The sequence below is a fragment of the Saccharothrix saharensis genome, assembly GCF_006716745.1.
GTDB classification, from domain to species: Bacteria; Actinomycetota; Actinomycetes; order Mycobacteriales; family Pseudonocardiaceae; genus Actinosynnema; species Actinosynnema saharense.
Genome location: NZ_VFPP01000001.1, coordinates 232,576 through 259,433 on the forward strand (window position 1 = coordinate 232,576; position 26,858 = coordinate 259,433).

Consider the following 26,858-nt stretch of genomic DNA (forward strand, 5'->3'; position numbering starts at 1 on the left):
GAGCCGGGTTTGCGCGTCGCCGGAGCCACGTCGGTCGAAAACCGCGGAATCCCAATCGGAAAACAACATCAGCTGTGGATGGGTTACCTGGCTTTCGGCCTGTTATCGGTCGGGGTCTACTACGCCCTGCCGATCTTCGTGGGCACGATTCCGCTCCGGGTGGTCGTCTACTGCGCGGTCAGCACGTCCGCCGCGCTCGCCGTCTGGTGGGGCGTGCGGCGCAACCGGCCCGAGCCCCGCGCGCCGTGGCTCGTGCTCGGCCTGAGCCAGCTCGTCTACGCCCTCGCCGACGCCGCGTTCTACATCGCGCACTACGTGCTCGACGACGCCAGCTACCCGGCCGTCGCCGACGCGTTCTACCTGGGCCACTACCCGCTGGTCGTGGTCGGCCTGCTCATGCTCATCCGGCAGCGCCGCTCCGACCGCGACCTGCCCAGCCTGCTCGACGCGGTCTCGCTCACCGTGGTGGCGGGCCTGCTGTCGTGGGTGTTCGTGATCGGCCCGCAGACCCGGCTCGGCACGCCGGTGCTGGTCGAGATGGTGTCGCTGGCCTACCCGTTGATGGACCTGGTGCTGCTGCTGGTGTCGTTGCGGCTGCTGTTCGGCGCGGGCCGGCGTGACGGCTCGTTCGCGCTGCTCGCCCTGTGGCTGGCCGCCATCCTCACCGCCGACACCGTGTACGTGTTGCAGCGCCTCGACCTCAGCTACGAGGCGGGCAACTTCCTGGACGCGATCTGGCTGACCGGCAACCTCGCGCTGGGCGCGTGCGCGCTGCACCCGTCGATGGGCCGGATGGCGCAGGCGGTGGACGTGCCCGCGCTGCGGTTGAGCTGGCCGCGGCTCGCGATCCTGTCGGCCGGCGCGTTGATCGGCCCGCTGCTGCTGCTCGTGCAGCACGCGCAGGACGTGCGCCGGGACGTGCCGGTGATCGCGGCGGGCTGCGCGGTGCTGTTCGCGCTGACCGCGACCCGGCTCGCGGGCCTGGCCGTGGACCAGCGCCGGCTCGCCATCACCGACAGCCTCACCCGGTTGCGCAGCCGCCGCTACTTCGAGGCGCGCCTGGCCGACGAGGTGTCCCGGGCCCGGCGCACCGGCGGCCCGCTGGGCGTGGTGATCCTCGACGTGGACCGGTTCAAGTCGATCAACGACCGGTTCGGGCACCCGGCGGGCGACCGGGTGCTGGTCGAGGTGGCGAACCGGCTGCGCGCGATCGCCGGGCCGGGCCGGGTGCTCGCCCGGTACGGCGGCGAGGAGTTCGCGCTGATCGCGACCGGTGCCGACGCGGAGAACCCGGGCCGGCTCGCGGAACGGTTGCGGCACGGCGTCTCCCACCATCCGATCGCTGTGAGCGGTCGGAGATCGGTGACGGTTACGCTCTCCGCCGGCACCGCCGCGTTCGCGCCGCACTACGGCACCGCGTCCGCGTTGGTGTCCGCCGCTGACCGCGCGCTGTACCTGGCCAAGGACCTCGGCCGGGACCGGGCGGTCGCCGGTGGCACATCGCTCACCGAACACCGGGAGGACGTCGCGGTGGACTACCTGAACCAGGTCGCGGACCTGGTCGACCTGCGCGTGGCCAGTCCCGGGCGCAGTCTGGCCATCGCCGAGTGGGCGCGCACCGTCGCCGACCACCTCAAGCGGGACCCGGCCGAGATCCACAACGCCCACCGCGCGGGACGGCTGCTGGACGTGGGCATGATCGTGCTGCCCGACGACCTGCTCACCGAATCCGGTCCGCTGACCGACCAGCAGTGGCACCTGCTGCACGAGCACCCCGACAGCGGCGCGCGGATGGTGAGCGTGCTGCCGGACCACGGCGAGGTGGCCGAGGTCATCCGCCAGCACCACGAGCGGTGGGACGGCGCGGGTTACCCGAACGGCCTGACCCGCGACACCATCCGCATCGAGGCGCGGATCCTGTCCGTGTGCGACGCGTGGGCGGCGATGCGCGCCGACCGGCCGCACCGGCGCGCGTTGACCCATGAGCAGGCGGTGCGGGAGCTGCGGGCCGGTCGCGGCGCGCGGTTCGACCCGGACCTGGTGGACGTGTTCCTGGCGTTGCTGGAGAAGGGCGTGGTCGGCAACCTGAACGCCGGGCCCGCGCCGCGCGAGGACAGCCGCCTATCCTGACGCCATGTCACGCCGGGCTTCGATCACGATGACGACGGACGAGGTGCGCGCGTTCCTGGAGGAGCAGCGCGTGGTCACGGTGGCCACCCTCGGCCCGAACGGACGCCCGCACCTCGTGCCGCTGTGGTTCGTGGTGGAGGACGGCGAGCTGGTCGGCTGGACGTACCGGGCGTCGCAGAAGGTGGCGAACCTGCGCCGCAAGCCGGAGGCGACGCTCCAGCTGGAGGCGGGGGAGACCTACGACCAGCTGCGCGGCGTGACCATGGAGTGCGACGCGCGGCTGGTGACCGAGCAGGCCGAGGTCGCCCGGATCGGCGCGGCGGTGGCGGCCCGGTACTCCGGGCACAGCGGCCCGGAGCTGGACGCGTTCGTGGCCGCGCAGGCGGTGAAGCGGGTGGGGCTGCGGTTCGCGCCGACCTCGACCGTCTCCTGGGACCACCGCAAGCTGAGCGGCGCTTACTGACGCTGCAAGAGCACGCAAGCGGTTTGCGTGGTCAGGTCCTCGCGCGGCCCGCTCACCCGTCGAATGACCTGGCCACGTGCCCTGTCGTGGTAGTGAAATCGCTGCGTCTGTCAACACTGCCTCTAGTCAGGTTTTTGCGTTAACTCGTAGAGATATTGCGGGCTCCGGGCGTCGCTGCTTATGGTGTGCGCCACGCCACACCTTGTGACACCCCTGCCCGTGCGGTCCCGTCCAACGAAGGGCTGAACCCATGCGAGTCAACCCCACCCTCCGGCGTCCCCTGGCGCTCGGCGCGGCGGCGGTGGCCACGTCCCTGCTGGCCGCGACGGCGGTCGCGGTCGCGCCGAACGAGGTCGCCGCCCAGGTCGCCGCGGCGCCCACGTCACCGTTCGACATCCCCGGCCGCGGCGCGGACGTGCCGTTCGTCGAGCACGAGGCCGAGTCCGCCGCCACGAACGGCACGAAGATCGGCCCCGGCCGCCGCCAGGGCACGCTGGAGGGCGAGGCGTCCGGCCGCCGCGCCGTGACGCTGTCCGGTCAGGGCCGGTACGTCGAGTTCACCCTCACCGAGCCCGCGAACTCGATCGACATCCGCTACAGCATCCCGGACGGCAACGGCGGCGCGGGCATCACCGCGCCGCTGTCGCTGTACCTCGACGGCACGAAGACCGGCAGCCTCACGCTCACGTCGAAGTACGCGTGGCGCTACGGCGGCTACCCCTACGCCAACGACCCGAACCAGGGCAAGCCGCACCACCTCTACGACTCCACCCGCGCCCTGTTCCCGCGCACCCTCGCCGCGGGGTCGAAGGTGAAGCTGCAGGTCGACGCGGGCGACACCGCGCCGTCCTACACCATCGACCTGGCCGACTTCGAGCTCGTCGCGCCGGCCGCGACGCGGCCCGCCAACTCGGTCTCCGTCACCGAGCACGGCGCCACGCCGAACGACGGCTCGAACGACAACGCCGCCTTCGACGCCGCGGTGGCCGCCGCGAAGGCCTCCGGCCGCGAGGTGTGGATCCCGGCCGGCCGGTTCACCGTCACCAAGCACATCACCGTCGACCAGGTCACCGTCCGCGGCGCCGGCCACTGGCACAGCGTGGTCACGGGCGACCGGGTCGGCTTCTACGGCCTCGGTGAGCCGTCGAGCTGCGGCCAGGGCGGCAACTCCGGCGTGAGCACCCGCGTCGGCCTGCACGACTTCGCGATCATCGGCGAGGTCACCAACCGGGTCGACTGCGACCAGACCAACGCCATCGGCGGCGCGCTGGGCGGCGGCTCGGTCATCTCCGGGATGTTTTTGCAGCACACCAAGGTCGGCCTGTGGCTGGACGGCCCGTTCTCCGGCCTCACCATCCGCGGCAACAAGGTCGTGGACCAGCTCGCCGACGGCATGAACCTGCACCGCGGCATCAGCGACGTGCTGATCGAGCACAACCTGTTCCGCAACATCAGCGACGACGGCATCGCGTTCTGGTCCGAGCACCAGGCGGACCATGACAACACGATCCGCCGCAACACGGTGGTCGTGCCGATGAAGGCCAACGGCATCGCGATCTACGGCGGCCGCGACAACGTGGCCACCGAGAACGTGGTGGCCGACACCCAGGACCAAGGCGGTGGCATCCACGTCGGCAACCGCTTCTCCTCGGTGCCGCTGTCCGGCACGACCACCCTGTCGAGGAACACCACGCTGCGCGCGGGCGTGCTCGACTCGAACTGGCAGTTCGGCGTCGGCGCGCTGTGGTTCGACGCCCGCGACGGCGCGATGACCGGCCGGATCGACGTCACCGACACCGACCTGGTCGACAGCAACTACGAGGCCATCCAGTTCATCAGCGGCACCATCACGAACGTCCACTTCGACGGCGTGCGCATCAACGGCGCGGGGACGTTCGGCATCCAGCTCCAGTCGCCGGGCGCGGCCTCGTTCACCAACGTCACCGCGACCGGCCTGGGCCGGGCCGGTGTCTACAGCTGCCTGGGCGACAACGCGTTCCAGATCACCAGGGGCGTGGGCAACTCCGGCTGGGACGGCCCGGCGTACTGCGGACCGTGGCCGGACCCGATCTACAGCGACCCGACGACCACCCCGCCGACCACCACCACGACCACGACGACCACCACCGTCCCGCCGGGCGGCAACCTGGCCCGGGGCAGGGCGGTCGCCGCGTCCACCGCGAACGGCGGCTTCCCGGCCGCCCAAGCCGTCGACGGTGACGCGAACACCTACTGGGAGAGCGCGAACAACCAGTTCCCGCAGTCGTTGACCGTCGACTTGGGACGGTCGGAGAACGTCGGCCGCCTCGTGCTGAAGCTCCCGCCGCCCTCCGCGTGGGAGGCCCGCACGCAGACCGTGAGCGTGTCCGGCAGCGCGGACGGCACGACCTTCAGCCCGCTCGTGGCGTCGGCCGGGTTCCGGTTCGACCCCGCGTCCGGCAACCAGGTCACGATCCCGGTCTCCGGTACCCACCGCCACCTGCGGCTGACGTTCACCGGCAACACCGCTTGGCCGGCCGCGCAATTGGCCGAACTGGAGGTGTACGCGGGCGCCGCCACGACCACCACCACCACGACCACCGCCCAGCCGACCGGCAACGTGGCGCGTGGCAAGCCGGTCCAGGCCGCGGCGAACGGCGGCTTCCCGGGCGGCAACGCGGTGGACGGCGACGTGAACACCTACTGGGAGAGCCCGAACAACGCGTTCCCGCAGACGTTCACGGTCGACCTGGGCAGTCGCGTCGCGGTGAACCGGATCGTGCTGAAGCTGCCGCCGGCCGCCGCGTGGGCCGCCCGCACGCAGACCCTGGGCGTGTCCGGCAGCGCGGACGGCTCGGCTTACAGCCCGCTCGTCGCGTCGGCCGGGTTCCGGTTCGACCCGGCGTCGGGCAACCAGGTGAGCGTCCCGGTCGCGGCGAACCACCGCTACCTGCGGCTGACCGTCACCGGCAACACGGGCTGGCCGGCCGCCCAACTCGCCGAGTTCGAGGCGTACGCGGGCTGACGCCTCGGCCGGGGGTGGTCGTGCGGCAACGACGCCGGCGCGGCCACCCCCGGCCGCGTGAGCAGGGCCCCGAACCCGAACGGACGACAACGTCGTCACGGTGTCGTCACGTTGAGTAGAGTCGGTCGGGAGAGATCACCAGCGGAGGATTGCGATGAAGCGGAACATCACCTGCCCCTGTGGCGAGCACATCACGGGGCAGGACGAGGACGACCTGGTGGCGAAGACCCAGCAGCACCTCAAGGAGAACCACCCCGGCCACGACTACTCGCGCGACGAGATCCTGTTCATGGCCTACTGATCCTCGTTCCGGGCCGTCTCGATCCGGGCCGTCTCGCCCGGGTCGGGGTGCAGCGCGATCAGCAGCAGGGCGTCGAGCAGCCGCAGCCGGTCGCGCTCGGTGAGTTCCCGGCCGGTGAGGGCGGACAGGCGGGACAGCACGTCCAGCAGCCGCCCGGCCAGCTCGTCCGCGTCCTGGCCGGTCACCTCGGCCCAGGCGTGGACCTCGCGGCGGAACGACGGCGTGCGGCCCAGGCGGACCAGCGCGGCGGGCAGTGGCGACGGCGGTTCCCCGGTGTCGCCGAACCCGACGGTCAGCCGCGTGCCCAGCGCCTGCGCCAACCGGGTGAGGGCGGCCACGGTCGGGTTGCCCCGGCCGTTCTCCAGGTTCGCCACGTACGGCACCGAGAGCCCCGCATCGGCGGCGACCGCGGCCACCGTGCGCCCACTGGCGGCGCGCAGCGCTCGAAGCCGCCCGCCGAGTTCGTCCGCCATGCGGTTTATTCTGTCAGAACACTACCCGCGCTGACTATTCTCACGGGATAGTCAGCGGGGTGATCACCGCTTTGCGCGTACGCGACTTCCGCCTGCTCTGGGCGGCACGGACGGTCAGCGTGTTCGGCACCTGGCTGCTCGTCGTCGCGGTGCCCGCGCACGTCTTCCACCTGACCGGTTCGCTGCTGGCGTCGGGCGCGGCGCTGGCCGCGGAGTTCCTGCCGCTGGTGGCGCTCGGCCCGGTCGCGGGGGTACTGGCCGACCGGTGGGACCGGCGGCGGGCGATGGTCGCGGCCGACGTGCTGCGGGCCGCCGCCGTCCTCCTGCTGCTCCTCGCCCGCGATCCCGGCGACCTCTGGCTGGTCTACCTCGCGCTGGTGGTGGAGAGCGCGGGGACGGTGGTGTTCCGACCGGCGGCCCAGGCGCACACGCCGGTCGTGGTCGGCACCGGCACGGCGTTGAGCGGGGCCAACGCCTTGAACTCGCTCACCGACGGCGTGGCGCGGTTGGTCGGCGCCCCGCTCGGCGGCGCGTCGACGGCACTGGTGGGGTTCCCCGCGCTGGTGGTCGCGGACGCGGTGAGCTACCTCGTCTCGGCCGCGTTGCTCGCGCTGATGGCGCGGCGGCCCGGAAGCGACCGGCGAACCGGTGTGGGCGGGGGACTGGCGGAAGGGCTTGCTTTTCTCAGGTCGGAACGCACGGCCAGAACGCTTCTCGTCGTGAGCACCGTGTTCCTGGCGGCCAACGCGTCGCTCAGCGCGCTCGTGACGCCGTTCGGCATCACCGCGCTCGGCGGCACCGGGCCGGTCGGGTTGGTGATGTCCGGACTCGGCGTCGGGTTCCTGGTCGGCGCCCCGGCGAGCCGAGTGCTGGTCGACCGGCTGCGCACGGGCGCGGTGCTGGGCGGTGCGCTCGCCGTCACGTCGGTGGGGTTCGTGCTGCTGTTCGGGTCCACGTCGCTGACCTGGGCCCTGCCCGCCGCCGTGCTGATCGGGTTGTCCGGCTCGGCGGTCCTGGTCGTCACGCAGACGACCCTGCAACGCGTGACGCCCACGGCGGTACTGGGCCGGATCAGCGCCGTGATGCTCACCGGCGAGGCGGCGGCCACGTTCGCCGGCGCCCTGGCCGGTCCGGCCCTCGCCGAGATCACCTCCATGCGCACGACCGCCTACGCCGCCTGCGCGCTGACCCTGTTGGCCGCCCTGTACGCGACATCCACACCTGCCGTTGACGCGGCGCGGGGCGCGGCAGCCGCTGAACGGGTGCGCACCGGTTCGCCTGAACAGCCGCCGGCGAGGTGACGGCACGGCCAGTGCCCCGGGGTTGATCGGCCGCAGCGTCGACGCGCCCATTCACCCACGCGTCCGGCACGGTCGACCGGCGGGACGCGGAAGGGCGCCACACGATCGACCCGGTCCAGTGCGTGACGTCGGGGGTGCGGCGGGTCGCCGGTCCCGGCTCGCCGGAGATCCCGCCGCTGCGAGGTAAGGGGGTCGGCGCGGCGGTCGCCTCTCGGCGAGTGGCTCGACGCGGCTCCAGCCGAACGGTATTCCGCGAAGGCGCTTGGTGAGGCCCGGGGACACGGACCGCACCGACCGAGTGTTCCAACGGTCCGGTCGGCTCCGGTGTTCCCGCGCTGCTGTGACGTGCGTCACTGCCTCGGGTTTCGCGCGCCGGCGTGCGGCCACTCGACCGGACGTAAGCGCACGGAGGTGTCGAATGGCGGTGTTGGCCCTGCTCACGGTGGGGTGCTCGGCCTCGCGGGCTGCCCCGTCGCGGGCCGCGCGGATCTCGTCGGCGTGCCCGGCCCGGCGTGGCTGCCCGTGGTGGGCACGGCGGGCGTGACGGCGGTGTTCCCGCTGCGCGGTGCGGGTGGCCTGGTCGCGGCGTCCCGGAAGTCGACCGAGTCCGCCCGGCTGGACCCGCGCTCCTGCTCGCCGCTGTGCCTGGCGCCGGCCGCGTCGTGCGCGGTGGTGGCGTTCGGCGGCTGACCGTGGAATCGGCCCCCGCCCGAACTCTCGGTTCGGACGGGGGCCGACGTGTGGCGTGACGCGGTCGTGCGCGCGTCGGGTGGTGCTACTTGGCGCAGGCGGGCAGGTGCGGGTGGCGCTCGCCGCGCTTGACCGACTCCTTGGCGAGCGTGCACTGCATGACGTCGTAGGCCGGCTTGCGGGTGAAGTCGTCCCACATCACCGTCGCCGCGCCCTCGCCCTGGAAGAACACCGGCACCCAGGAGTACTTGTCGGTGAAGCCCCAGATCGTGAACGAGTCACAGCCGTCGACGTTGAGGCACGCGACCAGCGTCCGGTTGTAGTAGTCGGCCTGCTTGGCCAGCATCTCCGCGGTCGGCACGCCGTCCGCGGGCAGGTCCATCCGCACGTCCAGCTCGGTGATGGCGGTGCCCAGGCCGAGGTCGGCGAACCGCTTCAGGTTCGTCTCCAGGTCACCGGGGAAGCCGTACCGGGTGCTGAGGTGCGACTGGGCGGAGAAGCCGTGCACCGGCACGCCCTGCGCCTGCAAGTCCTTGATCAACGCGTAGTAGGCGTTGCTCTTGGCGTTGACGCTCTCCACGTTGTAGTCGTTGAAGTACAGGTCCGCCTTGGGGTCGGCCTGGTGCGCCCAGCGGAACGCGTCCGCGATGATGCCGGGGCCCAGCTCGCGGATCCAGATGTTCTCGGTGGTGCGCAGCTCGCCGGTCTCGGTGAAGATCTCGTTGGCCACGTCCCACTGCTGGATCTTGCCCTTGTAGCGGCCGACGACCGTCTTGATGTGGTCGCGCAGGATCCCGCGCAGCTCCTCGGCGGTGAAGTCGCCCTGCTCCAGCCACTCCGGGTTCTGGCTGTGCCACAGCAGCGTGTGCCCGCGAACCACCTGGCGGTTCTTCTGCGCGAACTTCACGATGGCGTCGGCCATGCCGAAGTTGTAGCGGTCGCGCTCCGGGTGGATGTACTCCCACTTCATCTGGTTCTCGGCGGACACCGAGCTGAACTCCTTGGCCAGCACGGAGCGGTACTCGAGGTCCTTGGTGAACGGGTCGGGGTAGGGCTGCGACTCGTGGTGCCCGCCACCGGCCGCGGCGGTGCCGATGTAGAACCCCTTCGGCGCCACCCAGCGGAGGCTGTCCTTCTTCGCGTGCCCCGCCGACACCTCACCCTGGTCGGGTGAGGCCGCGGCGACGAGGGCCGGCGAGGTCAACGCCACCGCGGCGATGGCGGCGGTGACGAGGCGGATCGACTTCATGGCGGTCTTCGCTTTCTCGGACGACTACGACGGCGGCGTTCGAAAGTTTCGTCATGGATCCGGCAATTTTCGAGATGCCGGACCCTAAGACGGCCGCCGGGCGATCGTCAAGAGCCAGTCAAGACGCCTGGCAGACCCTCGAACCGCCTGCCGCGCCGGAGCCGGGCGACTACCGTGGCAAGTGGATCTACTACGTGACTGGGGGTCACGCACATGAGAAAACTGGCGACAACGCTCGTCGCCGCCCTGGGGATCGCGCTGGTTCCCGGGGTGGCGGCGGGCTCGGCACCGGTCCCGGGGGCGACCGGTGTTCCCGGCCCCGGGTGGAACGCCGCGTGGGCCGCCTCGCCGCACGCGCCGACGGAGTTCCTCGGGCCGAACTGGGGGGTGACCGGGTTCGACAACCACACCGTCCGCCAGGTCGTGCGGATCAGCGACGGCGGCGCGGCGCTGCGGATCAGGCTGTCCAACGCCTACGGCACGTCGCCGCTGGTGGTCACCGGCGCGACGGTGGCGCGGACGGCGCAGGGCGCGGCCGTGCGGCCGGGCACCGTGCGGCACCTGTCCTTCCGCGGCCACCGCTCGGTGACCGTGCCGGTCGGCGGCGAGGTGGCCGGCGACCTCGCGCCGCTGCCGGTGGCGGCGCTGGGCCAGGTGACCGTGACGCTGTACCTGGCCGGGCCGACCGGTCCGGCCACCGGGCACGCGTTCGCCAGCGCGACGAGCTGGCGGGCGTCCGGTGACCACCGGGCCGACGTGGCCGCGGACGCGTTCACCGAGGCGGCGCAGTCGTGGTTCTACCTCGCCGCCGTCGACGTGGTCGACTTCGTCCCGCGCCGCGAGGTCGTGGTGGCGTTCGGCGACTCCATCACCGACGGCGTCGGGTCCACTGTGGACGCCGACAACCGCTACCCGGACGAGCTGGCCGAGCGGCTGGGCGGGCGGCGGGGCGTGGTGAACGCGGGGATCGGCGGCAACCGGGTGCTCAACGACTCGGCGTGCTTCGGCGAGAAGGCGACGACGCGGTTCGGGCGGGACGCGCTGGGGCAGCCCGACGTGCGCACGGTGATCCTGCTGGAGGGCATCAACGACATCGGGTTCAGCCAGTTCCCGATCGAGTGCACCTCGCCCAACCCGGAGGTCACCGCGGACCAGGTGATCGCGGGGTACCGCGAGCTGATCGGCCAGGCGCGTGCGCGGGGCGTGCGGATGGTCGGCGCGACGCTGCTGCCGTTCAAGGGTGCCGCGTACTACACCGAGGCCGGCGAGGCGGTGCGGGACCAGGTGAACGACTGGATCCGGACGTCGGGCGAGTTCGACGCGGTCGTGGACTTCGACCGCGCGATGGCCGACCCGGCCGACCCGGACGCGTTGCGGCCCGCCTACGACAGCGGTGACCGGCTGCACCCGAACGACGCGGGCTACCGGGCCATGGCCGAGGCCGTGGACCTGTCGGTGCTGTAGCGCCGGCGTGCCCGAAACGCCCTCCCGGCAGCCGTCGGGAGGGCGTTTCGTCGAATTGCGGTCGAATGCGCGTCGAATGCGAAACTGTTGTCCGCCAACACTTCCCCTTTGCGTGCACGGCTCGTTACAGTGCGATTTGGGAGCGCTCCCAGCCCACCCATGGTCATTACCCAACATGGTTGTCCTCAACGAGGAGGAAAGAGTGGCGCTCATATCCGTCCCGGCGAACAGGAGCCTGTTCGGCAAGGCCTTCGCGACGCTCGCGGTCGTCGCCGGGCTGTTGGCGAGCATGATGATGGTGACCACCGGCGTCGCCCAGGCGCACGGTTCGACCGTCGACCCGCCGTCGCGCAACTACGGCTGCTGGCAGCGGTGGGGCAGTGACTTCCAGAACCCGACGATGGCCCAGCAGGACCCGATGTGCTGGCAGGCGTGGCAGGCCGACACCACCGCGATGTGGAACTGGAACGGCCTGTACCGCGAAGGTGTCGCGGGCAACCACCAAGGCGCGATCCCCAACGGCCAGCTGTGCAGCGGCGGGCGGACCGGCGGCACGCGGTACGCGGCGCTGGACAACCCGGGCCAGTGGAAGGCCGTGACCAAGCCGCGGCAGTTCACCCTCGACATCTGGGACCAGGCCCGGCACGGCGCCGACTACCTGCGCGTCTACGTGTCGCGGCAGGGTTACGACGCCACGACGACGCCGTTGGGCTGGAACCACCTGGAGCTGGTCGCCACCACGGGCCGCTACGCGCCCTCGGACCACTACCGGGTCGCCGTGAACGCGGGCAGCCGCACCGGCCGCCACGTCGTCTACGCGATCTGGCAGGCCAGCCACTCCGACCAGTCGTACTACTTCTGCAGCGACGTCATCTTCCAGTGACCGGCTGACCGTTCCGCGCCCACCCGGGCAGGGGTGGGCGCGGAACACCACCCGCCGAACGTCGACGGGGTGGAGCCACTCCTCGTCGGGTGTCGCTGCCAAAGCCCGGAAGAGGTATCCCACCAGCAGGAAGACCTCGCACCCGCCGATCCGGGCGGGTGGCGCTTCGTCGACCCCGTGCCCGAGCCGGCGCGACGGCCTGGTGTCACCGACCTGCACGCCACGATGGGTAAGTCGTCCTCCGGCAGCCGAAGACGGTGCGGGGCGGTTCGACCACAGGGGTCGGGCCGCCCCGCACCGTGGTGGCGGGGTCAGGTCTTGCCGGTGCCGGCGCCCTGCGCTACCCGGCTTTCCCCTCGGCAGGAGGGTCGAGGGAGTACCGGTGGCAGGTGCGGGGATCGGTGACGGTGCCGGCCACGACCGGTTCGCCGCTGTCGACGTGGACGTTGTCCCGTTCGACGATGTCGCCCTTCGGGCCGGAGTAGCCGGTGGTCATGGGCTCCTCGACGTTGTCGAAGTGGTTGCCCCCGATCATCGGGCCCGGCACGCCGGGCCGGTGTCGCTGTCGTCCAGGAAGCAGTCGTTGCCGGTGGCCTTGATCGCGGCGATCAGGTCGGCGGCGGTGGAGACCGTCACTTCGGGGCCGTCCGCGCCGCCCGTGGTGCCGTTCCGGCCCGGGGCGTTGACGGCGGCGAAGCCGACCGGCGCGCTGTCGGCGGCCGCGGCGGGTGCCGTCGTGACGACCAGGCCGCCGAGCAGGACCGCGACGAGCGCGACCCGCTTCACTCCGCCGCCCCCTGCACGCGGCCGACACCCGCGCCGGCCGTGACGAGCCGCGGCACGGACGCCGGGTCGTCCACGGTGTAGCTGTAGTAGGTGCGCGGCTCCACGACGGTCCCGAGCGTTTCCGGCGCGCCGGAACCCGCGTAGACGTTGTTGCGCTCGACCACGCGCCCCGGCCCGCTCTTGTCGTAGCCGGACAGGATCGGGTGTGCCACGTTCTCGAAGTAGTTGCCCTCGACCACGACGCCCGCGTCCATCGTGGACGCGACGCCGTAGAGCGAGTTGCCCCGGTAGTAGTTGTTGTAGACGTGCACCGGCTCGCCGAAGCGGACGCGCGGGTGGCGCTGGTCCGTGCCGTCGAAGAAGTTGTGGTGGTAGGTGACGCGCAGCTTGCCCTTGTCGCTGGTGTAGGTGTCGGAGTGGCCGAGCAGGGCGGCCTTGCTGTGGTCGTGGAAGTGGTTCCACGACACGGTCACGTAGTCGGAGTTGCGCTTGACGTCCAGCAGGCCGTCGTAGCCGTCGGACAGGTCGCAGTGGTCGATCCACACGTGGTGCGCGGAGTTGGTGACGCTGATCGAGTCGTCCGCGGCGTTGGTGAACCTGAGGTTGCGGATGATCACGTTGTTGCCGGGACGGGTGGTCGAGCCGAGCTGCAACCCGCCGCCGGTGATCTCGGCGGTGGAGCCGACGCCGACGATGGTCTTGTTCGCGACCACCGTCAGCATCTCGTCGCCGACCTGGATGCGGCCGGACACGGAGATGACGTACGGCTCCTTGCGGCCGACGTAGTCGGCGAGCGCGGCGGCCGTGGTCACGGTGACGGCCTGGCCGCCCGCGCCGCCGGTGGTGCCGTTCTGGCCGAGCGCGTTCACCCCGGCGAACCCGTCGGCGACGGCGAGCGCGCCGGTCGACCCCCACGCGGCCCGGGGTGCGGCGGCGGCCACGGCGGCGAGGGCCGAGCCCGCGAGCAGGCGTCGGCGGTTGATGGGACTCATGCGCGGTCCTCCTGGGTCAGATCCGGCCGACGCCGACACCGGCGGGAACGGTGGCGGGCAGCGTGGACGGGTTGTCGGGGGTGTAGGCGTAATAGGTGCGTGGCTCCACGACCGTGCCGAGCGTCTGCGGCGTGCCGGAGTTGACGTAGACGTTGTCGCGCTCCACCACGCGGCCGGGTCCGCTCTCGTCGTAGCCGGAGTAGATCGGGTGCGGCACGTTCTCGAAGTAGTTGGCCTCGACCAGCACGCCCGCGTTCTCCGTGGACGCGACACCGTACAGGCGGTTGTCGCGGAAGTAGTTGTTGTAGACGTGGACCGGCTCGCCGAAGCGGACGCGGGGGTGGCGCTGGTCGGTGCCGTTGAAGTGGTTGTGGTGGAACGTGACGCGCAGCTTGCCGGTGTCCTGACCCGCGTTGGAGTCGGAGTGCCCGAGCAGCGCGGTCTTGCTGTGGTCGTGGAAGTCGTTCCACGACACGGTGATGAAGTCCGCGCCCCGGACGATGTCGATCAGGCCGTCCGCGCCGCCGCTGAGGTCGCAGTGGTCGATCCAGATGTGGTGCGAGGACTGCTGGATGCTGATCGCGTCGTCGTCCGCCCCGGTGAACTTCAGGTTGCGGATGATCACGTTCTGCCGGCGGTACATGTCCAGGCCGCCGCCGCGGATCTCCGCGCCCGGCAGACCGATCACGGTCTTGTTCGAGCGCAGGCCCTGCTTGCTGCTGAACGTCATGATCCCGTCGACCTGGATCACGTACGGCTCGTTGCGGTCGCAGTAGTCCAGGAACGTGTCGGTGTCCCGCACGGTGACCACGGGCCCGCCGACGCCGCCGGTGGTGCCGTTCTGGCCCAGGGTGTTCGTGCCGGCGAACCCGTCGGCGGTCTGGAACGGCGCCGCCCACACCGGGTTGGTGGTAGCGGGGCTGTGGTGGGCGGAAGCGGCACGGGCGGTGAGGGCGGTGAGTGCTGTCGCTGCGGCGCCGGCGAGGAGGCCGCGCCTGCTGATGTCGCTCATCGGTCCGGGTGCTCCTGTCAGATGCGGCCGGTGCCCGCGCCGGCGGGCACGATCGTGGGGACGTCGGCGGCGCGGTCGGGGGTGTAGCCGTAGTACGTCCGCGGCTCCACCACGGAACCGCGGACCTCGATCGCGTGGTTGCACTCGACGAGGATGTTGTCGCGGGCGACCATGCGGCCCAGGTCGCCGCTGAAGTCGACCCGGCCGGGGTTGTTCACGCTGAAGAAGTAGTTGCCCTCCAGCACCACGCCCGCGTTCATCGCCGAGGCCACGCCGTAGCTGTTGTCGCGGTAGTAGTTGTTGTAGACGTGCACCGACTCGCCGAACCGGACGCGCGGGTTGCGCTGGTCGGAGCCGTCGAAGTGGTTGTGGTGGTAGGTGACCCGCAGGCGGCCGATGTCCTGCGCGCCGTTGTCGTCGTCGTGGCCGAGCAGCAGTGTCTTGTCGTGGTCGTGGAACCTGTTCCACGAGACGGTGATGAAATCGCTGCCGCGCTTGATGTCGACCGCGCCGTCGTCGCCGTGGGAGAAGTCGTTGTGGTCGATCCAGATGTGGTGGCTGAACATCTGCACGTTGATCAGGTCGTCCGTCGCCCCGGTGATCGCGAGGTTGCGGATGATGATGTTGTGCACGGCGTCGGCCGGTGGCGAGGTGACGTCGTCGTCGACCGGCAGGCCGATGTTCAGGCCGCCGCCGACCAGCTTGGCGTCGGTCCCCAGGCCGATGATCGTCTTGTCGGACGCGACGGCGTGCATGCCGTCGCTGGTGCCGGTCGGCAGCGTGATCGTGCCCTTGACCTGCACGACCAGCGGTTCCGGCCGGGAGATGTAGTCGAGGAACCGGGCGGTGGTGGTGGCGGTGACGACGGCGCCGCCCGCGCCGCCGGTCGTGCCGTTCTGTCCCAATGCGTTCACCGAGGCGAACCCGTCCGCGGTGGTCGCCGCCGACGCCGGTGCGGCGCCGGGCAGGACGACCGTGGTCGTGGCGAGCGCGGCGGCGGCCACGACGACCTTCAGCAGGGCGCGCCGGTTCCCGGAAGATGTGGGCATGGCGATTTCCTCTCCCGTATGAGGGGTGAGTGCAGGGGTTATCGGGAAAGCGCTCTCTGATCGCACCGTAGCGCAAGTTTCGGGCGTGTCAACGGCTGTTGGCGTCCCGCAGGCGGGGTTCACATATGTGGCGTTCTATTCGACGGCGTGGTTCACATATGTGTCACCGGACGCCCATTCCGGGTCGCCGGGAATGCTCCGCGCGGCCATTATCGCCCGCCGCGTCCGAAGGCGGTGCTGGTCTGGAACCGCCGACCGCGCCCCGCCGGGCTCGTCCCGGAGAGTCGCGGTGGCACGGGGTTCCAGCGGTGCCCCCACCAGGAGTCGAACCTGGGACCTCGCCGTTCGTAGCGGCGCGCTCTGTCCTGCTGAGCCATGGGGGCCTGGTATCACCGGGAGTTCGATTGTTTCCGCGGTCCGGTGGATTCTCTTCTCCGGGTGTCCGGAAAAGAGAAAGCCGCCCTGGTCGGTTCCCCGACGGGCGACTCCCGGCACCGGACCTTTCAACAGGTCACGGCGGGGAGCACGGGCCGCCCGATCGGCGTCGACGCGTGTTCGGCATGTCCGCTCCTCGGCTCGGTGTGCGCACATCGTGCCGACCGCGCCGCGGCACCGTCAAACTATTTCCGCGGGCATTGTCGCGAAACCGGTGGCGGGCGGCCCGCCGGGTGACCAGAATCCCGCCGTGACCACCGCGCGAAGCTTGCTCAAGGATTTGGACCCGCTGCCGCACGGCGCGCGTCAACGGCTCCTCGCCCGCACCGCCCGCGAGCTGACCGGCTCACCCGCGTTGGACGCGCTGCTGGGCGAGTTGGACCGGCACGGCGGGTTCGAGCGGCGGCTGGCGTTGCACCTCGCGCACGTGGCGGGCCACCGCGAGCACGTGACGCGCTGCCTGTCGGCCCGCGAGACGGCGGTGGTGCGCCAGGCCATCGGCGTGGCCATTCGGCTGGACCTGCCCTCCGGAGTGTTCCTGGACCGGCTGCCGCACCTGCCGTCCGCGCTGCGGCAGACCCTCTACACCACCGTGCGCCGCCACCGGCGTCGCGCGCTCGCTGAACAGTTGCTGCCGGTCGTGCGCGCCACGTTCGGCGACCACGAGGCCGTCGGCCTGCTGCCGGTGTGCTCCTCGGCCGTGGTCGCGGCGGCGTTGCGGGACCTGGAGCACGCGGTGACCAACTGGACCTCGCTGGGCCGTCGCCACCCGGCCGTGCTGCTCGACTTCGTGACGGCCGAGCTGGACGCCACGGCGCCGGTGGCGTGGCCGACGGTGTGGCACCGGTTCGGCGCGGCCGTCGTCGGCGCCGCGCCGGCCGAACCGGACCGCGCGCTGGACCTGCTGGCCCGCGTGCTGCCGCACGCCCCGCTGCCGTGGCAGCTCGACGGGACGATCGGCGGCCTCGCCCGGCACGCGCCCACGCGCGTGGCCCGCCTGTTGGCCGACCCGCGCCGGACCGGCCGCCTGCCGCGACGGCGGTCCCTGTGGCGCGCGCTGGCCGGGACCGGTGACGAGGAGCTGACGGCCCTCGCCCGCCTGCTCGACGGCCCGGACCTGGCGCGGTTCCTGCACGCCGTCGCGCCGTCCCGGCGGGCGGCGGTGTTCACCGGCGCGTTCGGCGACCGCCCGGACGCGCCCCTGGCCGCCGTGGACGAACTGCCCGCGTCGGCCCGGCCCGCGGTCGCCCGCCGGCTGTCGGCACTGCGCCGGGTCGCCGACGACCCGGCCCGCCGCCTGGCCGTCACCGCGCGCCTGGACTGGGCCGACGCCCGGGACGTGCTGCTCGCCGCGACCCGCCGCGCCACCGCCGCCGAGCGTGCCGAGGCCTACCCGCTGTACCTGGCCGCGGCCGCCGCCACCCGCGACCCCGAGGTGGTCGGCGGCGTGGTCGCGGGCCTGACCAGGCTCGCCAACGAGCAGGACCCGGTGCGGTCGGTGGCGCTGGCCGCCCTCGCCGCGATCCCGGCGTGGTTGTTCCGCCCGACCGAGGCCGACGCGCTGACCAAGCTGATGACCGACGCCACCGAGGCACGCGACTGCTCCTGGCAGACCAAGAACGCGGTGCGCGCCCTGGCCGACGCGCTGATCCGCGAAGGCGCGGTGTCCCGGCGCCCGGACCTGGTCGAGGCCGGTCTGGCCGGTCTGGGTCACCTGGGCGGCTCGGTGCCGTGGATCAACCTGCACGGCCTGGACCGCGCGCTGCCGCGGGGCGCCGAGCACCAGGTGGTGGAGGCGCTGGCACCCCGGCTGACCGCGGACGCCCGGCGCGGCCGGTTCGAGGTGTTGCTCGCGCTGGCCGCGGGACTGGGTCGGCGGGCGTGGCACGTGCCCGCCGTGCAGGACCTGCTGGACCAGGCGCGGTCGGCCAAGGACGACGGCGTGGTGCGGCGCGCGGTGGACCTGTGGCTCGCGCCGCCGCGCCACCGGGACGAGCGGGTGGAGCGTGTGTTCCGCGACGACCCGTCCACCATCACGGTGCCCGCCGTGCTCCGGGCGATCGCGCTGCGCCGCACCGACCTGCTGGACCGGGTGATCGGCCGGCCGGTGCACGGCCGGTTCCTGCGGCGCGGCGTGCGGTACGTGCCGCCGTTCCGGCAGTGCTTCGACCGGTGGCTGCCGCGCCAGGTGGAGGCGCACGCCGCCGAACTGGTCGCGCTGGGCACGTCCCGCCGCGCCAACCCGTTCGAACGGGCGTCGGCCGTGCGGTCGCTCGGCCGGGTGCCGGGCACGGTCGACCGGGTGCGCGGGTTCCTCGCCGACGACGCGGTGCAGGTGGCGGAGGCGGCGCTGGCCGCGTCGGCGTGGACCGACGAGCCCGCCGACGTGGTGCCCGACCTGCTGGCCCACTTCGACACCGACCGGGCGCGGGTCGCCGTCTACGCGGTGACCCGGTGCGCCCGGTTCACCGCCCCGGACCGGCTCGGCGCGCTGCTCGCCCCCGCGCTGGCGGGGCCGAAGGTGACCGCCCGCAAGGAGGCGGCCCGGCTGATGGCGCAGCACCGCGTTCCGGGTGCGGCGGAGGCGTTGAGGCGGGCGTGGGAGGGCGCGCACCGCGACGTGCGCCGTGCCCTGGTGTCGGCGACGCGCTGGTTCCCGGACGACGAGGCCGCGTGGGAGCTGCTGTCCCGGGCCGTCGCCGACGAGCACGCGGTGGCGAGCGCGGTGGTCCAGTGGCCCGACGGGGTGCCTCGTCGGCACCGGGCCCGGTACGCCGAGCTGGTGCGCGTGCTCGCGGGCTCGACCGACCCGGACACCGCCCGGCTCGGGCTGGGCGCGTTGCCGCACTGGACGCGCTGGTCGCCGGGCGGCACGGACCTGCTGGTCGACCGGGTGACCGACCTCGGCGACACGGCGACCTGGCGGCCCGCGCTGACCGCGCTGGTGGAGCTGTCCGCCGCGACGGCGGACGTGACGCCCCTGCGTGCCGCGGTCGCGTCCCTGCTCGCCGCGGACGGCGGGCTCGACGCGGAGGAGGACCGCGACCTGCCGGCGCGGCAGCGGATCGCGGCGCTCGTGCGGCACCTGGCCGACACGCGTGACGCCGACCGGTCGCGTGCGGCGGCACGAGCGCTGGTCGGGGCCTTGGTCGACGCCGGCTACCGCTCGTGGGCGGTGAAGCTGGCGGTGGTCGCCGTGCCGTGGGAGGAGCCGGGCGCGGAGCTCGACGGGTTGCGCGAGGTGGCACGGCTCGCGGCGGGCCCGGTCTGGACGTGGCGGGCCGCCGAGGAGGTGGCGGGCGTGCTCCCGGCCGTGGTGCGGCGCGTGTCCCCGGCACGGCTGCTCGACGTGGCCGGGGCCCTGGTGGCCGGGGGAGCGGCGGCGGTGGCGCTGGCGGTCGTGACCGCGGCCGGTCGGGACGCCGGGTGGCCCGCGCCGTGGCGCGAGCTGCTGCGCGGCCTGCGCCGGCACGGCGACCCGGACGTGCGCGAGGCGGCGTCGGACGTGTTCACCAGCCAGGAGTGAACCCGGACGTCGCATTGCGGGCGCGGGCGCGGGGTCGTTGAATCGGGTCCGCGACCCGCCGAACCCCAGGAGCCACCGATGACCGAGCTGGTGCTGGACCCGAAGACGACCGCGCTGGTGCTGATCGAGTACCAGAACGACTTCACCAGCGAGGGCGGCGTGCTGCACGGCGCGGTCAGCGAGGTGATGGGCACGACCGGCATGCTGCCCAAGACCGTGGCGCTGGTGGAGGCGGCACGGGCGGCCGGGGTGACGGTGATGCACGCGCCCATCACCTTCGTCGAGGGCTACCACGAGCTCTCGTCGCACCCCTACGGCATCCTCAAGGGCGTCGTGGACGGCAAGGCGTTCGTCAAGGGCAGCTGGGGCGCGGCGATCGTGGACGACCTCGCGCCCCGCGACGGGGACATCGTGGTCGAGGGCAAGCGGGGGCTGGACACGTTCGCCAGCACGAACCTCGACTTCATCCTCCGCGGCAAGGGCATCACCACCATCGTGCTCGGCGGGTTCCTGACCAACTGCTGCGTCGAGTCCACCATGCGCACCGGTTACGAGAACGGCTACAAGGTCGTCACCCTGACCGACTGCGTGGCCGCCACGTCGCAGGAGGAGCACGACAACGCGTTGCGCTTCGACTTCCCGATGTTCTCGGTGCCGGTGACGGCCGACGACGTGATCGCCGCCCTGTCCTGACCGGCGCCGCGCCGACCGGATATTCCGGCGACAGCGTCGGCCGTCCCCGCCAGGATGGCCGACGTGGAAGAGGTCGAGGTCGTCGTCGCCCACAGCCGGCGGGTGACGCTGCGCGTCGGTGACGTGTTCCTCAAGGTCGACGTCGACCCGGCGCACGCCGATGTCGAGGTGCGGGCGATGGCCCTGGCGCCGATCCCCACCCCGGCGGTGCTCTGGCGCGAGCCGCCCGCGCTGGCGATCGCCGCCGTGCCCGGCAAGGCGCTCGGCGTCCTCGGCGCGCCGTCGACCGCGTCACCGGCGGCGTGGGCCGCGGCGGGTGCGGCCATCCGGAAGCTGCACGACGCCCCGCTGCCGCCGTGGCCGGGACCGGTGCTCGAAGACCTGGCGGCGGAGCTCGACCGGGAGTGCGCGTGGTTGCTCGCCAACGGCGTCCTGCCCGCCGAGGTGGTGCGGCGCAACCGCGAGATCGCCGAGGCCGCGCTCCGGCCGTGGGAACCGGCGTTCATCCACGGCGACCTTCAGATCACGCACGTGTTCGTGGACGGCGACGAGGTCACCGGCGTCATCGACTGGTCGGAGGCCGCCCCCGGCGACGCCCTGTTCGACCTGGCGACCCTGACCCTCGGGCACGAGGAACGCCTGGACGACCTGCTGGTCGGCTACGGCGACGCCGTTGACCGGGACGTGATCCGCGGCTGGTGGTCGCTGCGCGGCCTGACGGCGTCGCGCTGGCTGATCGAGCACGGCTTCGACCCGGACGCGCCGGGGTGCGAGTTCGACGTGCTCAGGGCCCGGATGGGGGAGCCCTAGCGGCGTGGTCGGAAGTAGCGCTCCGCGATGTGCTCGCCCACCGCCCGGCCGAGCGCGGTGCCGTCCACGTCGGCGGAGCGGAAGTGGATCCCGGCCCAGATCCGCGCGCCGACCACCTCGGCGGTGGCGTCCGAGAAGCGGTCGAAGCGCCGGGTGGTGCCGCTGTCGACGCTGAAGGCGCTGAATGGGACGTCGTCGCGGCCGAAGAAGCGGGCGTAAGCGGTCATCTGCGCGGCCGTGCGGCAGGTGTGCCCGGAGGGGTGGTCCGGGTTCGGCGGCGTGATCACCAGCGGCGTCCAGTCGGGATCGGCGGCGGTGGCGGGGTTGCCGTCGGTGTCGGCGGACCGGATCGCCGTGATCGGCCGCCAGAAGTGCCAGAACTCCTTGTCGTTCGCGCAGGCGATCGCGCCGTCCGTGCCGGTGAAGTCGGCCAGCGCGTAGAACCGCGCCGTGTCCAGCACGTCGAGTCGCCGGCCGACGGCCAGGTCGCGCTTCATCCCCCAGCTGACGGACCGCCGGTCGTGCCACCACAGCGCCGCGTCCGTCTGGTCCGCGGTGCGCTCGGTGCTCGTCGCCGCACCGAGCCGCTTCACCTCGTCGAAATCGCGGGTGTAGGTGTCACTCGTGACCGCGGGCGGCCCGGGGGTGCGGAACATCGCCGCGTCCGGGATGGCGAACGGCGTGAGGAAGCCGACCCAGGCGCCGGTGTTGGCGAAGTCGGGCGGAGTGGGTCGGTACTCACCGGGCTCGACGCCGACCGTCCAGGGCCGGGGGTCGAACGCGCCGTCGTCCTGCCGTGCCGCGACCATCGCGGCCGCGGCCTCCGCTCCGACCCGCACCCCGCCACGCTTCGCCGGCCCGTCCGGGACGCGGGCCAGCCACTGCAGGTACTGCGCGCGCAGCCGGCCCCGCTGCGCCGGGAAGATCGCGTCGAGCACCCGGTAGGCGGCCGTGCCGACGGCGGCGTCGGTCGACTCGCGGCAATCGGCGCGCGGTGCCACGAGATAGGGCCGGTACGGCGTGCCCTCGATGGCGTTCACCGCGTCGTAGACCGCGCCGTTGACCATCGCGAACCCCCGCCCGGCGACCTGCGGCGGCGACTGGTGGGCGACGTCCCAGATGGCGGTCTGCGCGTTGAGGTCCCACACGACGACCGCGTTGGGTGACGGAACTCCTGTTGCCTGTGGGGCGAAGGTGAGCGGCGCGCTCAGCGCGAGCACGGCGAGCACCACCGCGCGGCGTGTCCTGATCATCGTCAACCCCCGGGGGTATCCGGACCGTGTCGACACCGCTACGCAGCGTATCGCCGTGCATTCCGCCCACGCAATAGCGCCCCGCCCGGCTGGGGTCAGCCCCAGTACGGGTCGGCTCCGCGGGTCAGGCGGGCCAGGTCGCCCGGGCCCGAGGGGGACGGGCGGATGAAGCCGGCTCGCGCGGCGACGCCGGCCGCCTCGCCGCGCGACTGGCAGTCGAGCTTGGTGAGCAGGCGTTCGACGTAGGTCTCCACCGTGCGGCGGCTGACCACCAGCGCCTCGGCGATCGCCTGGTTGCTCAGGCCCGCGACCAGACCGGTGGCGATGTCCAGCTCGCGGGCGGTGAGGTTGGCGGTGTTCTCGAACGCCGTGCAGGCCGCGATCACGCCGCCGCCGCGCGGGCCGTCGGTGACGCGCAGCAGGCGCACGCGGTGCCAGCCGTCCTCGGCCGGCCACAGGAACGGCACGGTGCGCACGCCCAGCGCGGCGAACCGCTCGGCCAGCGCGCGCAGCCCGGGGTCGTGCGTGAGCGGCGCGGGGGAGCGGCCCGTGACCGGCGCCTGGACCGGCAGCACCCAGCTCGCCGTCCACTCCGGACCGAACCACGCGTCGAGCCGGGGGTGGTGCAGCGGGTCGACTCGGCGGGCCAGGAAGGTGCCCACCTCGGCGACGAACCGGCGGGTCCGCTCGTCGAACGCCGAGCGCTCCGGCGCGTTCAGGTGCAGCACCCCGACCACCTGCCGGGGCCCCAGCTTGAGCGTCGCCGACAGGCCGTCCTCGAACCCGGCGGGCCGCAGCTGCTCCTGGTAGTGCGGCGAGTCGCGGAAGTTGTGCGGCATGTCGTCCATCAGCAGCGGCACGGGCGAGTCGAACAGCTGGCCGCCCCACTTCGTCCTGGGCAGCTCGTGCGCCAGCTCCCGGCTGATGGTCCGGTGGTAGCCGTGCTCGGCCATGACCACGAACCGCCGCGCCACCGGGTCCCACCCGGTCACCTGGACCGCGCACATCAGCGGCACGGCCTGGCGCAGGCCGGCGAACACCTCGTCCCACTCGACGTCCGCCGCGCTGCCGAGGGCGGCGCCGATGCGCAGCGCCGAGGCCACCCGGGTGGTGTCCATCGCGCCTCCTTGGTGAGCGGGGCAAACGGCGTAGGCGGACAACCTACGCGGACCGCGTGACCCGGACAACCACGCCGTTCGGCACCGCGCGCCGCAGGTCGACGGGGGTTCCCGGCTGTCGGCCGCGATCGGGGATGACAGCTCTGGCCACCGCGTCGGGCGGGCGGGACGATGGGTGTGCCGGACGGGTCGGACCAGCGGGGAGGTGGCGGCCGGTGAGAGCGGGCGTGGTCGGGGCGGGACCCGCCGGGATCGTGGCCGCCAAGGTGCTGCGGGAGCACGGCTTCGACGTCACGGTCTTCGACAAGTACCGGCGGGTCGGCGGGATCTGGTCGCCCGGGGGTTGTTACGACGGGTTGGCCAACCAGGCCGCGCGCCACCTCTTCGAGTTCGCCGACCTGCCCAACCGACTGCACTTCGCCGGCGCCGTCGACACCCAGCGGTACTTGGAGCGCTACGCCGAGACCTTCGGCGTGCTGGAGTGCGTGCGACCGGGCACCGAGGTGGTCGCCGTGCGACCGGTGGGGGGACCCGGCGCGGTGGGCGCGAACGGCTGGACGGTCGACTCCCGGCCCGCCGACGACGCGTCCGCGCCGGTCCGCCGCGACGCGTTCGACCACGTCGTCGTCGCCAGCGGAGCCCACCACCACGCGCGGGTGCCGGACCTGCCCGGTCGCGACTCGTTCGCCGGGACCGTGCTGCACTCCAACGACGTGCGGTCCGGGACGTTCGCCGGCCGGCGCGTGGTCGTCGTGGGTGGTGGCAAGTCGGCGCTGGACCTGGCGACGCGCGCCGCGCACGAGGCCGCCTCGGCGACCTTGGTGCAGCGCAAGGTGAACTGGATGATCCCCGAGCGGTTCGTGCTCGGCACGGTCGGCTACAAGTGGATCCTGTTCACCCGGTTCGGCGAGGCGCTCCTGCCCCGCTACCACGACCCGGCGTGCGTCCGCCCGATCGACCGGATCGACGACCGGGTCAAGCGGGCGCTGTGGTGGCTCATCACCCGCGACGTGCTGTTCTCCGCCGGGTTCTACCGGCTGCCCAAGCGCCTGCGGCCCACCCGGCCCCTGCCGTTCCACCTGGCGCACGCCGGTGTGATGCCGCGCGGTTACGTGCGCGCGCTGCGCCGCGGTCTGCTCAAGGCCGAGGTGAGCACCGTCGAGGCGTTCACCGGGGATGGGCTGCGCCTGGCCGGCGGTCGGCGGGTGCCGGCGGACGTGGTCGTGTTCGCGACCGGCCACGACCGGGTCTTCCCGTTCCTGGACCTGCCGGTGCACGACCGGGCCGGACGGCTGCGGCTGTACCGGGGCATCGTGCCGCCCGGCGTCGACCGGCTGGGGTTCGTCGGCTTCCGCCAGGTCTTCAACAACCCCCTGGGCTCGGAGCTCACGGCGCACTGGCTGGTCCGCCACTTCCTGGGCACCCTGCGCGTCACCGCGGACGAGCCGGGGATGCGGCGGGCCGTCGACGCCCGCCTGGACTGGCAGGAACGCGCGCTGCCGGGGACCGGCGGCTACGACTTCGGCCCCTACGACCTCCACTGCGCCGACGAGTTGATGCACGACATGGGGCTGCCCTCCCTCCGGACCGGCAACCCGCTCACCGAGTACCTGCTGCCCGGCGGTGTCGCCCACCGCTACCGGGACCTCTCGGCTCCGGCCACCCGCGACCCCGCCGGGTAGGGCGTCGGCTCGCGGTCCGGTCCCGCGCCGAAGCGCCGCAGCACGGCGGTGACGAGGCGGGAGACGTCGTTGTCGCCCTCGTCGTGCGAGAGCGCCCCGCGCCGGCCGACGAACACCTCGCCACCCCCGGGCGTGCGGAGCGGCGTGAGGTCGACACGGCGGTCGACGCCGAACACCCCCGGCACCGCCCCGGCCCAGTGCTCCGGGTGGCTGCCGGTGACGACGGCCGCGTACCCCTCGAGCGCGGCCGCGCCCTCGGCGTGCAGGTCGTGGTCGGTCAGCACGTCGAACGCGAACCCCTGCCGCCGCAGCCAGCCGACCAGGTGCAGGTCCTCGCCGTACCGGTGCGGCGACCGGGTGTACCGGAACACGGGGTCGTCCCGCGTGCCCGGCAGGTGGTCCAGCGCGTCGGCGAGGTGGCGCGACGTCGGCACGAGGACCGCCAGCCGTGCCGTGCGCCGGGTCGGCCGGACGAAGAACGGCAGCCGGGCCACGCCCTCGGCGGTCGTCAGCTCGACCGCGTAGCAGCCGCCGGGCAGGTCGTCGGGCAGCCGCACCTCCAGCACCGGGGCGCAGTCGGCCAGGTCGTCGGAGTGGAAGAGCACCGCCGCGTACCCGCCGTCGGCCTGCCGCCAGTCCAGCACGCCACCCGCCCAGTCGTGCCCGGTCACGCCGCGCCGCGGGTGGTTGACCAGCGTGCCGTTCCGCCCGTCGACCACGTCGAGCACCCGGTCGCCGCCGAGGTCGCGCGACAGGTCCCAGTGCGCCCGCGCGCCGAGCTGCCAGGCCACCGACGACGTGAACACCTCGTCCACGTCCGGCGGCACGTCGGTGAACACGGTCGGACCGTCGAGCTTGCCGTCGAAGTGCCCGACCCGCTCGCCGTCCACCCGCCGTGCGGCGAACAGCAGCGGTGCGTCGCCGGCGACGAGCGGACCGGCCGACACGGTGGTCGCCACCGCCACCGCCACCGCGTCCTCGTCGGCGAGCCGGGCGCGCGGCCGCACCTCCAGCCGGGTGCCGGCCGGGCCGTACCCGCCGACGAGCAGGTACCAGCGACGCGGGCGCAGGGCCGGACCGGGCACGCGCACCACGCCGTTCACCGTCCGCACGGCGAACTCCACCGTGCCGTCGGCGAGCAACGCCAGCTCCGCGTGCGGCCCGCGCCGGGCGTCGCCCTGGCTGAGCAGTCCCGCGCGGTCGGCCGGCAGGGCCGTCGGCCACACCCACACGGTGAACGTCACGGCCGTCCCCAGCGCGGGTGGACGCGGCACGACACCGTACGAGCCGTGGTCGAAGCGCTGGTGCGGCACGGCGACCCGGTCCGGCACGGGCACGTCGACCGGTGTGCGGACGGGTGCGGCGCCATCGTGGTCGACCCGCAGCACGCGGACCCGTGCTTCGGGTGACGTCGCGCCGGCGTGCACGGTGAGCCGTTCGCCCGGCCGTGCGGACAACCGGTCGGTGTAGCCCACGACGGGGGCGCGGTCGACTGGCGCCATCCCGCCCCTCCAGCGATCGGCCGGGAGCACGGTCCCGGTGCC

The 26,858-nt window shown here is 73.0% G+C and carries 22 protein-coding genes and 1 tRNA gene; 12 read left to right on the forward strand and 11 right to left on the reverse strand.

From position 1 onward, the window contains the following. Positions 1-78 precede the first annotated feature (78 nt). From FHX81_RS00530 to FHX81_RS00545, 4 genes are all read left to right on the forward strand, one after another. Positions 79-2,130, forward strand: coding sequence for a bifunctional diguanylate cyclase/phosphohydrolase (locus FHX81_RS00530; protein ID WP_141974694.1), 2,052 nt, complete (start codon positions 79-81; stop codon positions 2,128-2,130). Positions 2,131-2,134: 4 nt separating this feature from the next. After that, entirely contained in the window at positions 2,135-2,593 is a 459-nt protein-coding gene (locus tag FHX81_RS00535) for a pyridoxamine 5'-phosphate oxidase family protein (protein ID WP_141974695.1), read from the forward strand. A gap of 250 nt (positions 2,594-2,843) precedes the next feature. Then, positions 2,844-5,597: a discoidin domain-containing protein gene (locus FHX81_RS00540; RefSeq protein WP_141974696.1), complete on the forward strand. Its 2,754-nt coding sequence runs from the start codon at positions 2,844-2,846 to the stop codon at positions 5,595-5,597. Between the two features lie 154 nt (positions 5,598-5,751). Beyond that, positions 5,752-5,898, forward strand: a complete 147-nt coding sequence (locus FHX81_RS00545; protein WP_073892909.1) for a DUF1059 domain-containing protein — start codon at positions 5,752-5,754, stop codon at positions 5,896-5,898. Here FHX81_RS00545 and FHX81_RS00550 read toward each other — a convergent pair. Beyond that, positions 5,892-6,371: a helix-turn-helix domain-containing protein gene (locus FHX81_RS00550; RefSeq protein ID WP_141974697.1), complete on the reverse strand. Its 480-nt coding sequence runs from the start codon at positions 6,369-6,371 to the stop codon at positions 5,892-5,894. The two genes, FHX81_RS00545 and FHX81_RS00550, sit on opposite strands and share 7 nt — an antisense overlap. Before the next feature lie 59 nt (positions 6,372-6,430). On the opposite strand from FHX81_RS00550, the gene FHX81_RS00555 reads away from it, so the two are divergent. Both FHX81_RS00555 and FHX81_RS00560 read left to right on the forward strand, forming a co-directional pair. After that, a complete protein-coding gene (locus FHX81_RS00555; protein WP_170231868.1) occupies positions 6,431-7,672 on the forward strand; it encodes an MFS transporter in 1,242 nt (413 codons plus the stop codon). A gap of 447 nt (positions 7,673-8,119) precedes the next feature. Beyond that, positions 8,120-8,362, forward strand: coding sequence for a DUF3995 domain-containing protein (locus FHX81_RS00560; protein ID WP_170231869.1), 243 nt, complete (start codon positions 8,120-8,122; stop codon positions 8,360-8,362). 85 nt (positions 8,363-8,447) lie between these two features. Here the strand turns inward: FHX81_RS00560 and FHX81_RS00565 are convergent, their stop codons facing one another. After that, on the reverse strand, positions 8,448-9,611 hold the full coding sequence (locus FHX81_RS00565; RefSeq protein ID WP_141974700.1) for an endo-1,4-beta-xylanase: 1,164 nt from the start codon (positions 9,609-9,611) through the stop codon (positions 8,448-8,450). Between the two features lie 213 nt (positions 9,612-9,824). Between FHX81_RS00565 and FHX81_RS00570 the strand changes: the two genes are divergently transcribed. Both FHX81_RS00570 and FHX81_RS00575 read left to right on the forward strand, forming a co-directional pair. Beyond that, positions 9,825-11,075 (forward strand): SGNH/GDSL hydrolase family protein, encoded by a 1,251-nt coding sequence (locus FHX81_RS00570; protein WP_141974701.1) that lies wholly within the window; start codon positions 9,825-9,827, stop codon positions 11,073-11,075. Positions 11,076-11,277: 202 nt separating this feature from the next. After that, positions 11,278-11,958 carry a lytic polysaccharide monooxygenase auxiliary activity family 9 protein gene (locus FHX81_RS00575; protein WP_425473792.1) on the forward strand — a complete coding sequence of 227 codons (681 nt, stop codon included), beginning with the start codon at positions 11,278-11,280 and terminating at the stop codon, positions 11,956-11,958. A gap of 340 nt (positions 11,959-12,298) precedes the next feature. Here the strand turns inward: FHX81_RS00575 and FHX81_RS00580 are convergent, their stop codons facing one another. From FHX81_RS00580 to FHX81_RS00605, 6 genes are all read right to left on the reverse strand, one after another. Beyond that, on the reverse strand, positions 12,299-12,493 hold the full coding sequence (locus FHX81_RS00580; protein ID WP_141974702.1) for a hypothetical protein: 195 nt from the start codon (positions 12,491-12,493) through the stop codon (positions 12,299-12,301). After that, positions 12,490-12,744, reverse strand: a complete 255-nt coding sequence (locus FHX81_RS00585) for a hypothetical protein (protein ID WP_141974703.1) — start codon at positions 12,742-12,744, stop codon at positions 12,490-12,492. Before FHX81_RS00585 ends, FHX81_RS00580 begins: the two co-directional genes overlap by 4 nt. Beyond that, positions 12,741-13,736 carry a pectate lyase family protein gene (locus tag FHX81_RS00590; protein WP_141974704.1) on the reverse strand — a complete coding sequence of 332 codons (996 nt, stop codon included), beginning with the start codon at positions 13,734-13,736 and terminating at the stop codon, positions 12,741-12,743. Before FHX81_RS00590 ends, FHX81_RS00585 begins: the two co-directional genes overlap by 4 nt. A gap of 16 nt (positions 13,737-13,752) precedes the next feature. Continuing rightward, the gene (locus tag FHX81_RS00595; RefSeq protein ID WP_141974705.1) at positions 13,753-14,748 is read right to left on the reverse strand and encodes a pectate lyase family protein; all 996 of its coding nucleotides are present in this window, start codon (positions 14,746-14,748) and stop codon (positions 13,753-13,755) included. Positions 14,749-14,765: 17 nt separating this feature from the next. Further along, positions 14,766-15,797 carry a pectate lyase family protein gene (locus FHX81_RS00600; RefSeq protein WP_141974706.1) on the reverse strand — a complete coding sequence of 344 codons (1,032 nt, stop codon included), beginning with the start codon at positions 15,795-15,797 and terminating at the stop codon, positions 14,766-14,768. 309 nt (positions 15,798-16,106) lie between these two features. After that, a tRNA-Arg gene (locus FHX81_RS00605) sits at positions 16,107-16,180 on the reverse strand. 302 nt (positions 16,181-16,482) lie between these two features. Between FHX81_RS00605 and FHX81_RS00610 the strand changes: the two genes are divergently transcribed. The 3 genes from FHX81_RS00610 to FHX81_RS00620 all read left to right on the forward strand — a co-directional run bounded on the left by FHX81_RS00610 (position 16,483) and on the right by FHX81_RS00620 (position 21,261). Further along, on the forward strand, positions 16,483-19,758 hold the full coding sequence (locus FHX81_RS00610; RefSeq protein ID WP_141974707.1) for a hypothetical protein: 3,276 nt from the start codon (positions 16,483-16,485) through the stop codon (positions 19,756-19,758). 78 nt (positions 19,759-19,836) lie between these two features. Then, a complete protein-coding gene (locus FHX81_RS00615) occupies positions 19,837-20,451 on the forward strand; it encodes a cysteine hydrolase family protein (protein ID WP_141974708.1) in 615 nt (204 codons plus the stop codon). A 54-nt stretch (positions 20,452-20,505) separates the two neighbouring features. Beyond that, positions 20,506-21,261, forward strand: a complete 756-nt coding sequence (locus FHX81_RS00620) for a phosphotransferase family protein (RefSeq protein WP_211363336.1) — start codon at positions 20,506-20,508, stop codon at positions 21,259-21,261. Here the strand turns inward: FHX81_RS00620 and FHX81_RS00625 are convergent. Further along, on the reverse strand, positions 21,258-22,514 hold the full coding sequence (locus FHX81_RS00625) for a vanadium-dependent haloperoxidase (RefSeq protein ID WP_141974710.1): 1,257 nt from the start codon (positions 22,512-22,514) through the stop codon (positions 21,258-21,260). The genes FHX81_RS00620 and FHX81_RS00625 overlap by 4 nt on opposite strands. 95 nt (positions 22,515-22,609) lie before the next feature. Continuing rightward, positions 22,610-23,632 carry a helix-turn-helix transcriptional regulator gene (locus FHX81_RS00630; protein WP_141974711.1) on the reverse strand — a complete coding sequence of 341 codons (1,023 nt, stop codon included), beginning with the start codon at positions 23,630-23,632 and terminating at the stop codon, positions 22,610-22,612. Positions 23,633-23,847: 215 nt separating this feature from the next. Here FHX81_RS00630 and FHX81_RS00635 point away from each other — a divergent pair, with 215 nt between their 5' ends. Next, positions 23,848-25,314: a flavin-containing monooxygenase gene (locus tag FHX81_RS00635; protein ID WP_170231870.1), complete on the forward strand. Its 1,467-nt coding sequence runs from the start codon at positions 23,848-23,850 to the stop codon at positions 25,312-25,314. Here the strand turns inward: FHX81_RS00635 and FHX81_RS00640 are convergent. Then, entirely contained in the window at positions 25,269-26,816 is a 1,548-nt protein-coding gene (locus FHX81_RS00640; protein ID WP_141974713.1) for a N,N-dimethylformamidase beta subunit family domain-containing protein, read from the reverse strand. The genes FHX81_RS00635 and FHX81_RS00640 overlap by 46 nt on opposite strands. Positions 26,817-26,858 lie beyond the last annotated feature (42 nt).

Excerpts from the sequence above, each read along its gene's own strand:
- FHX81_RS00530 (WP_141974694.1), top strand. The coding sequence starts at position 79 with ATGGGTTACCTGGCTTTCGGCCTGTTATCGGTCGGGGTCTACTACGCC.
- FHX81_RS00535 (WP_141974695.1), top strand. The coding sequence starts at position 2,135 with ATGTCACGCCGGGCTTCGATCACGATGACGACGGACGAGGTGCGCGCG.
- FHX81_RS00540 (WP_141974696.1), top strand. The coding sequence starts at position 2,844 with ATGCGAGTCAACCCCACCCTCCGGCGTCCCCTGGCGCTCGGCGCGGCG.
- FHX81_RS00545 (WP_073892909.1), top strand. The coding sequence starts at position 5,752 with ATGAAGCGGAACATCACCTGCCCCTGTGGCGAGCACATCACGGGGCAG.
- FHX81_RS00550 (WP_141974697.1), bottom strand. The coding sequence starts at position 6,371 with ATGGCGGACGAACTCGGCGGGCGGCTTCGAGCGCTGCGCGCCGCCAGT.
- FHX81_RS00565 (WP_141974700.1), bottom strand. The coding sequence starts at position 9,611 with ATGAAGTCGATCCGCCTCGTCACCGCCGCCATCGCCGCGGTGGCGTTG.
- FHX81_RS00570 (WP_141974701.1), top strand. The coding sequence starts at position 9,825 with ATGAGAAAACTGGCGACAACGCTCGTCGCCGCCCTGGGGATCGCGCTG.
- FHX81_RS00580 (WP_141974702.1), bottom strand. The coding sequence starts at position 12,493 with ATGATCGGGGGCAACCACTTCGACAACGTCGAGGAGCCCATGACCACC.
- FHX81_RS00590 (WP_141974704.1), bottom strand. The coding sequence starts at position 13,736 with ATGAGTCCCATCAACCGCCGACGCCTGCTCGCGGGCTCGGCCCTCGCC.
- FHX81_RS00595 (WP_141974705.1), bottom strand. The coding sequence starts at position 14,748 with ATGAGCGACATCAGCAGGCGCGGCCTCCTCGCCGGCGCCGCAGCGACA.
- FHX81_RS00600 (WP_141974706.1), bottom strand. The coding sequence starts at position 15,797 with ATGCCCACATCTTCCGGGAACCGGCGCGCCCTGCTGAAGGTCGTCGTG.
- FHX81_RS00615 (WP_141974708.1), top strand. The coding sequence starts at position 19,837 with ATGACCGAGCTGGTGCTGGACCCGAAGACGACCGCGCTGGTGCTGATC.
- FHX81_RS00620 (WP_211363336.1), top strand. The coding sequence starts at position 20,506 with ATGGCCGACGTGGAAGAGGTCGAGGTCGTCGTCGCCCACAGCCGGCGG.
- FHX81_RS00625 (WP_141974710.1), bottom strand. The coding sequence starts at position 22,514 with ATGATCAGGACACGCCGCGCGGTGGTGCTCGCCGTGCTCGCGCTGAGC.
- FHX81_RS00630 (WP_141974711.1), bottom strand. The coding sequence starts at position 23,632 with ATGGACACCACCCGGGTGGCCTCGGCGCTGCGCATCGGCGCCGCCCTC.
- FHX81_RS00640 (WP_141974713.1), bottom strand. The coding sequence starts at position 26,816 with ATGGCGCCAGTCGACCGCGCCCCCGTCGTGGGCTACACCGACCGGTTG.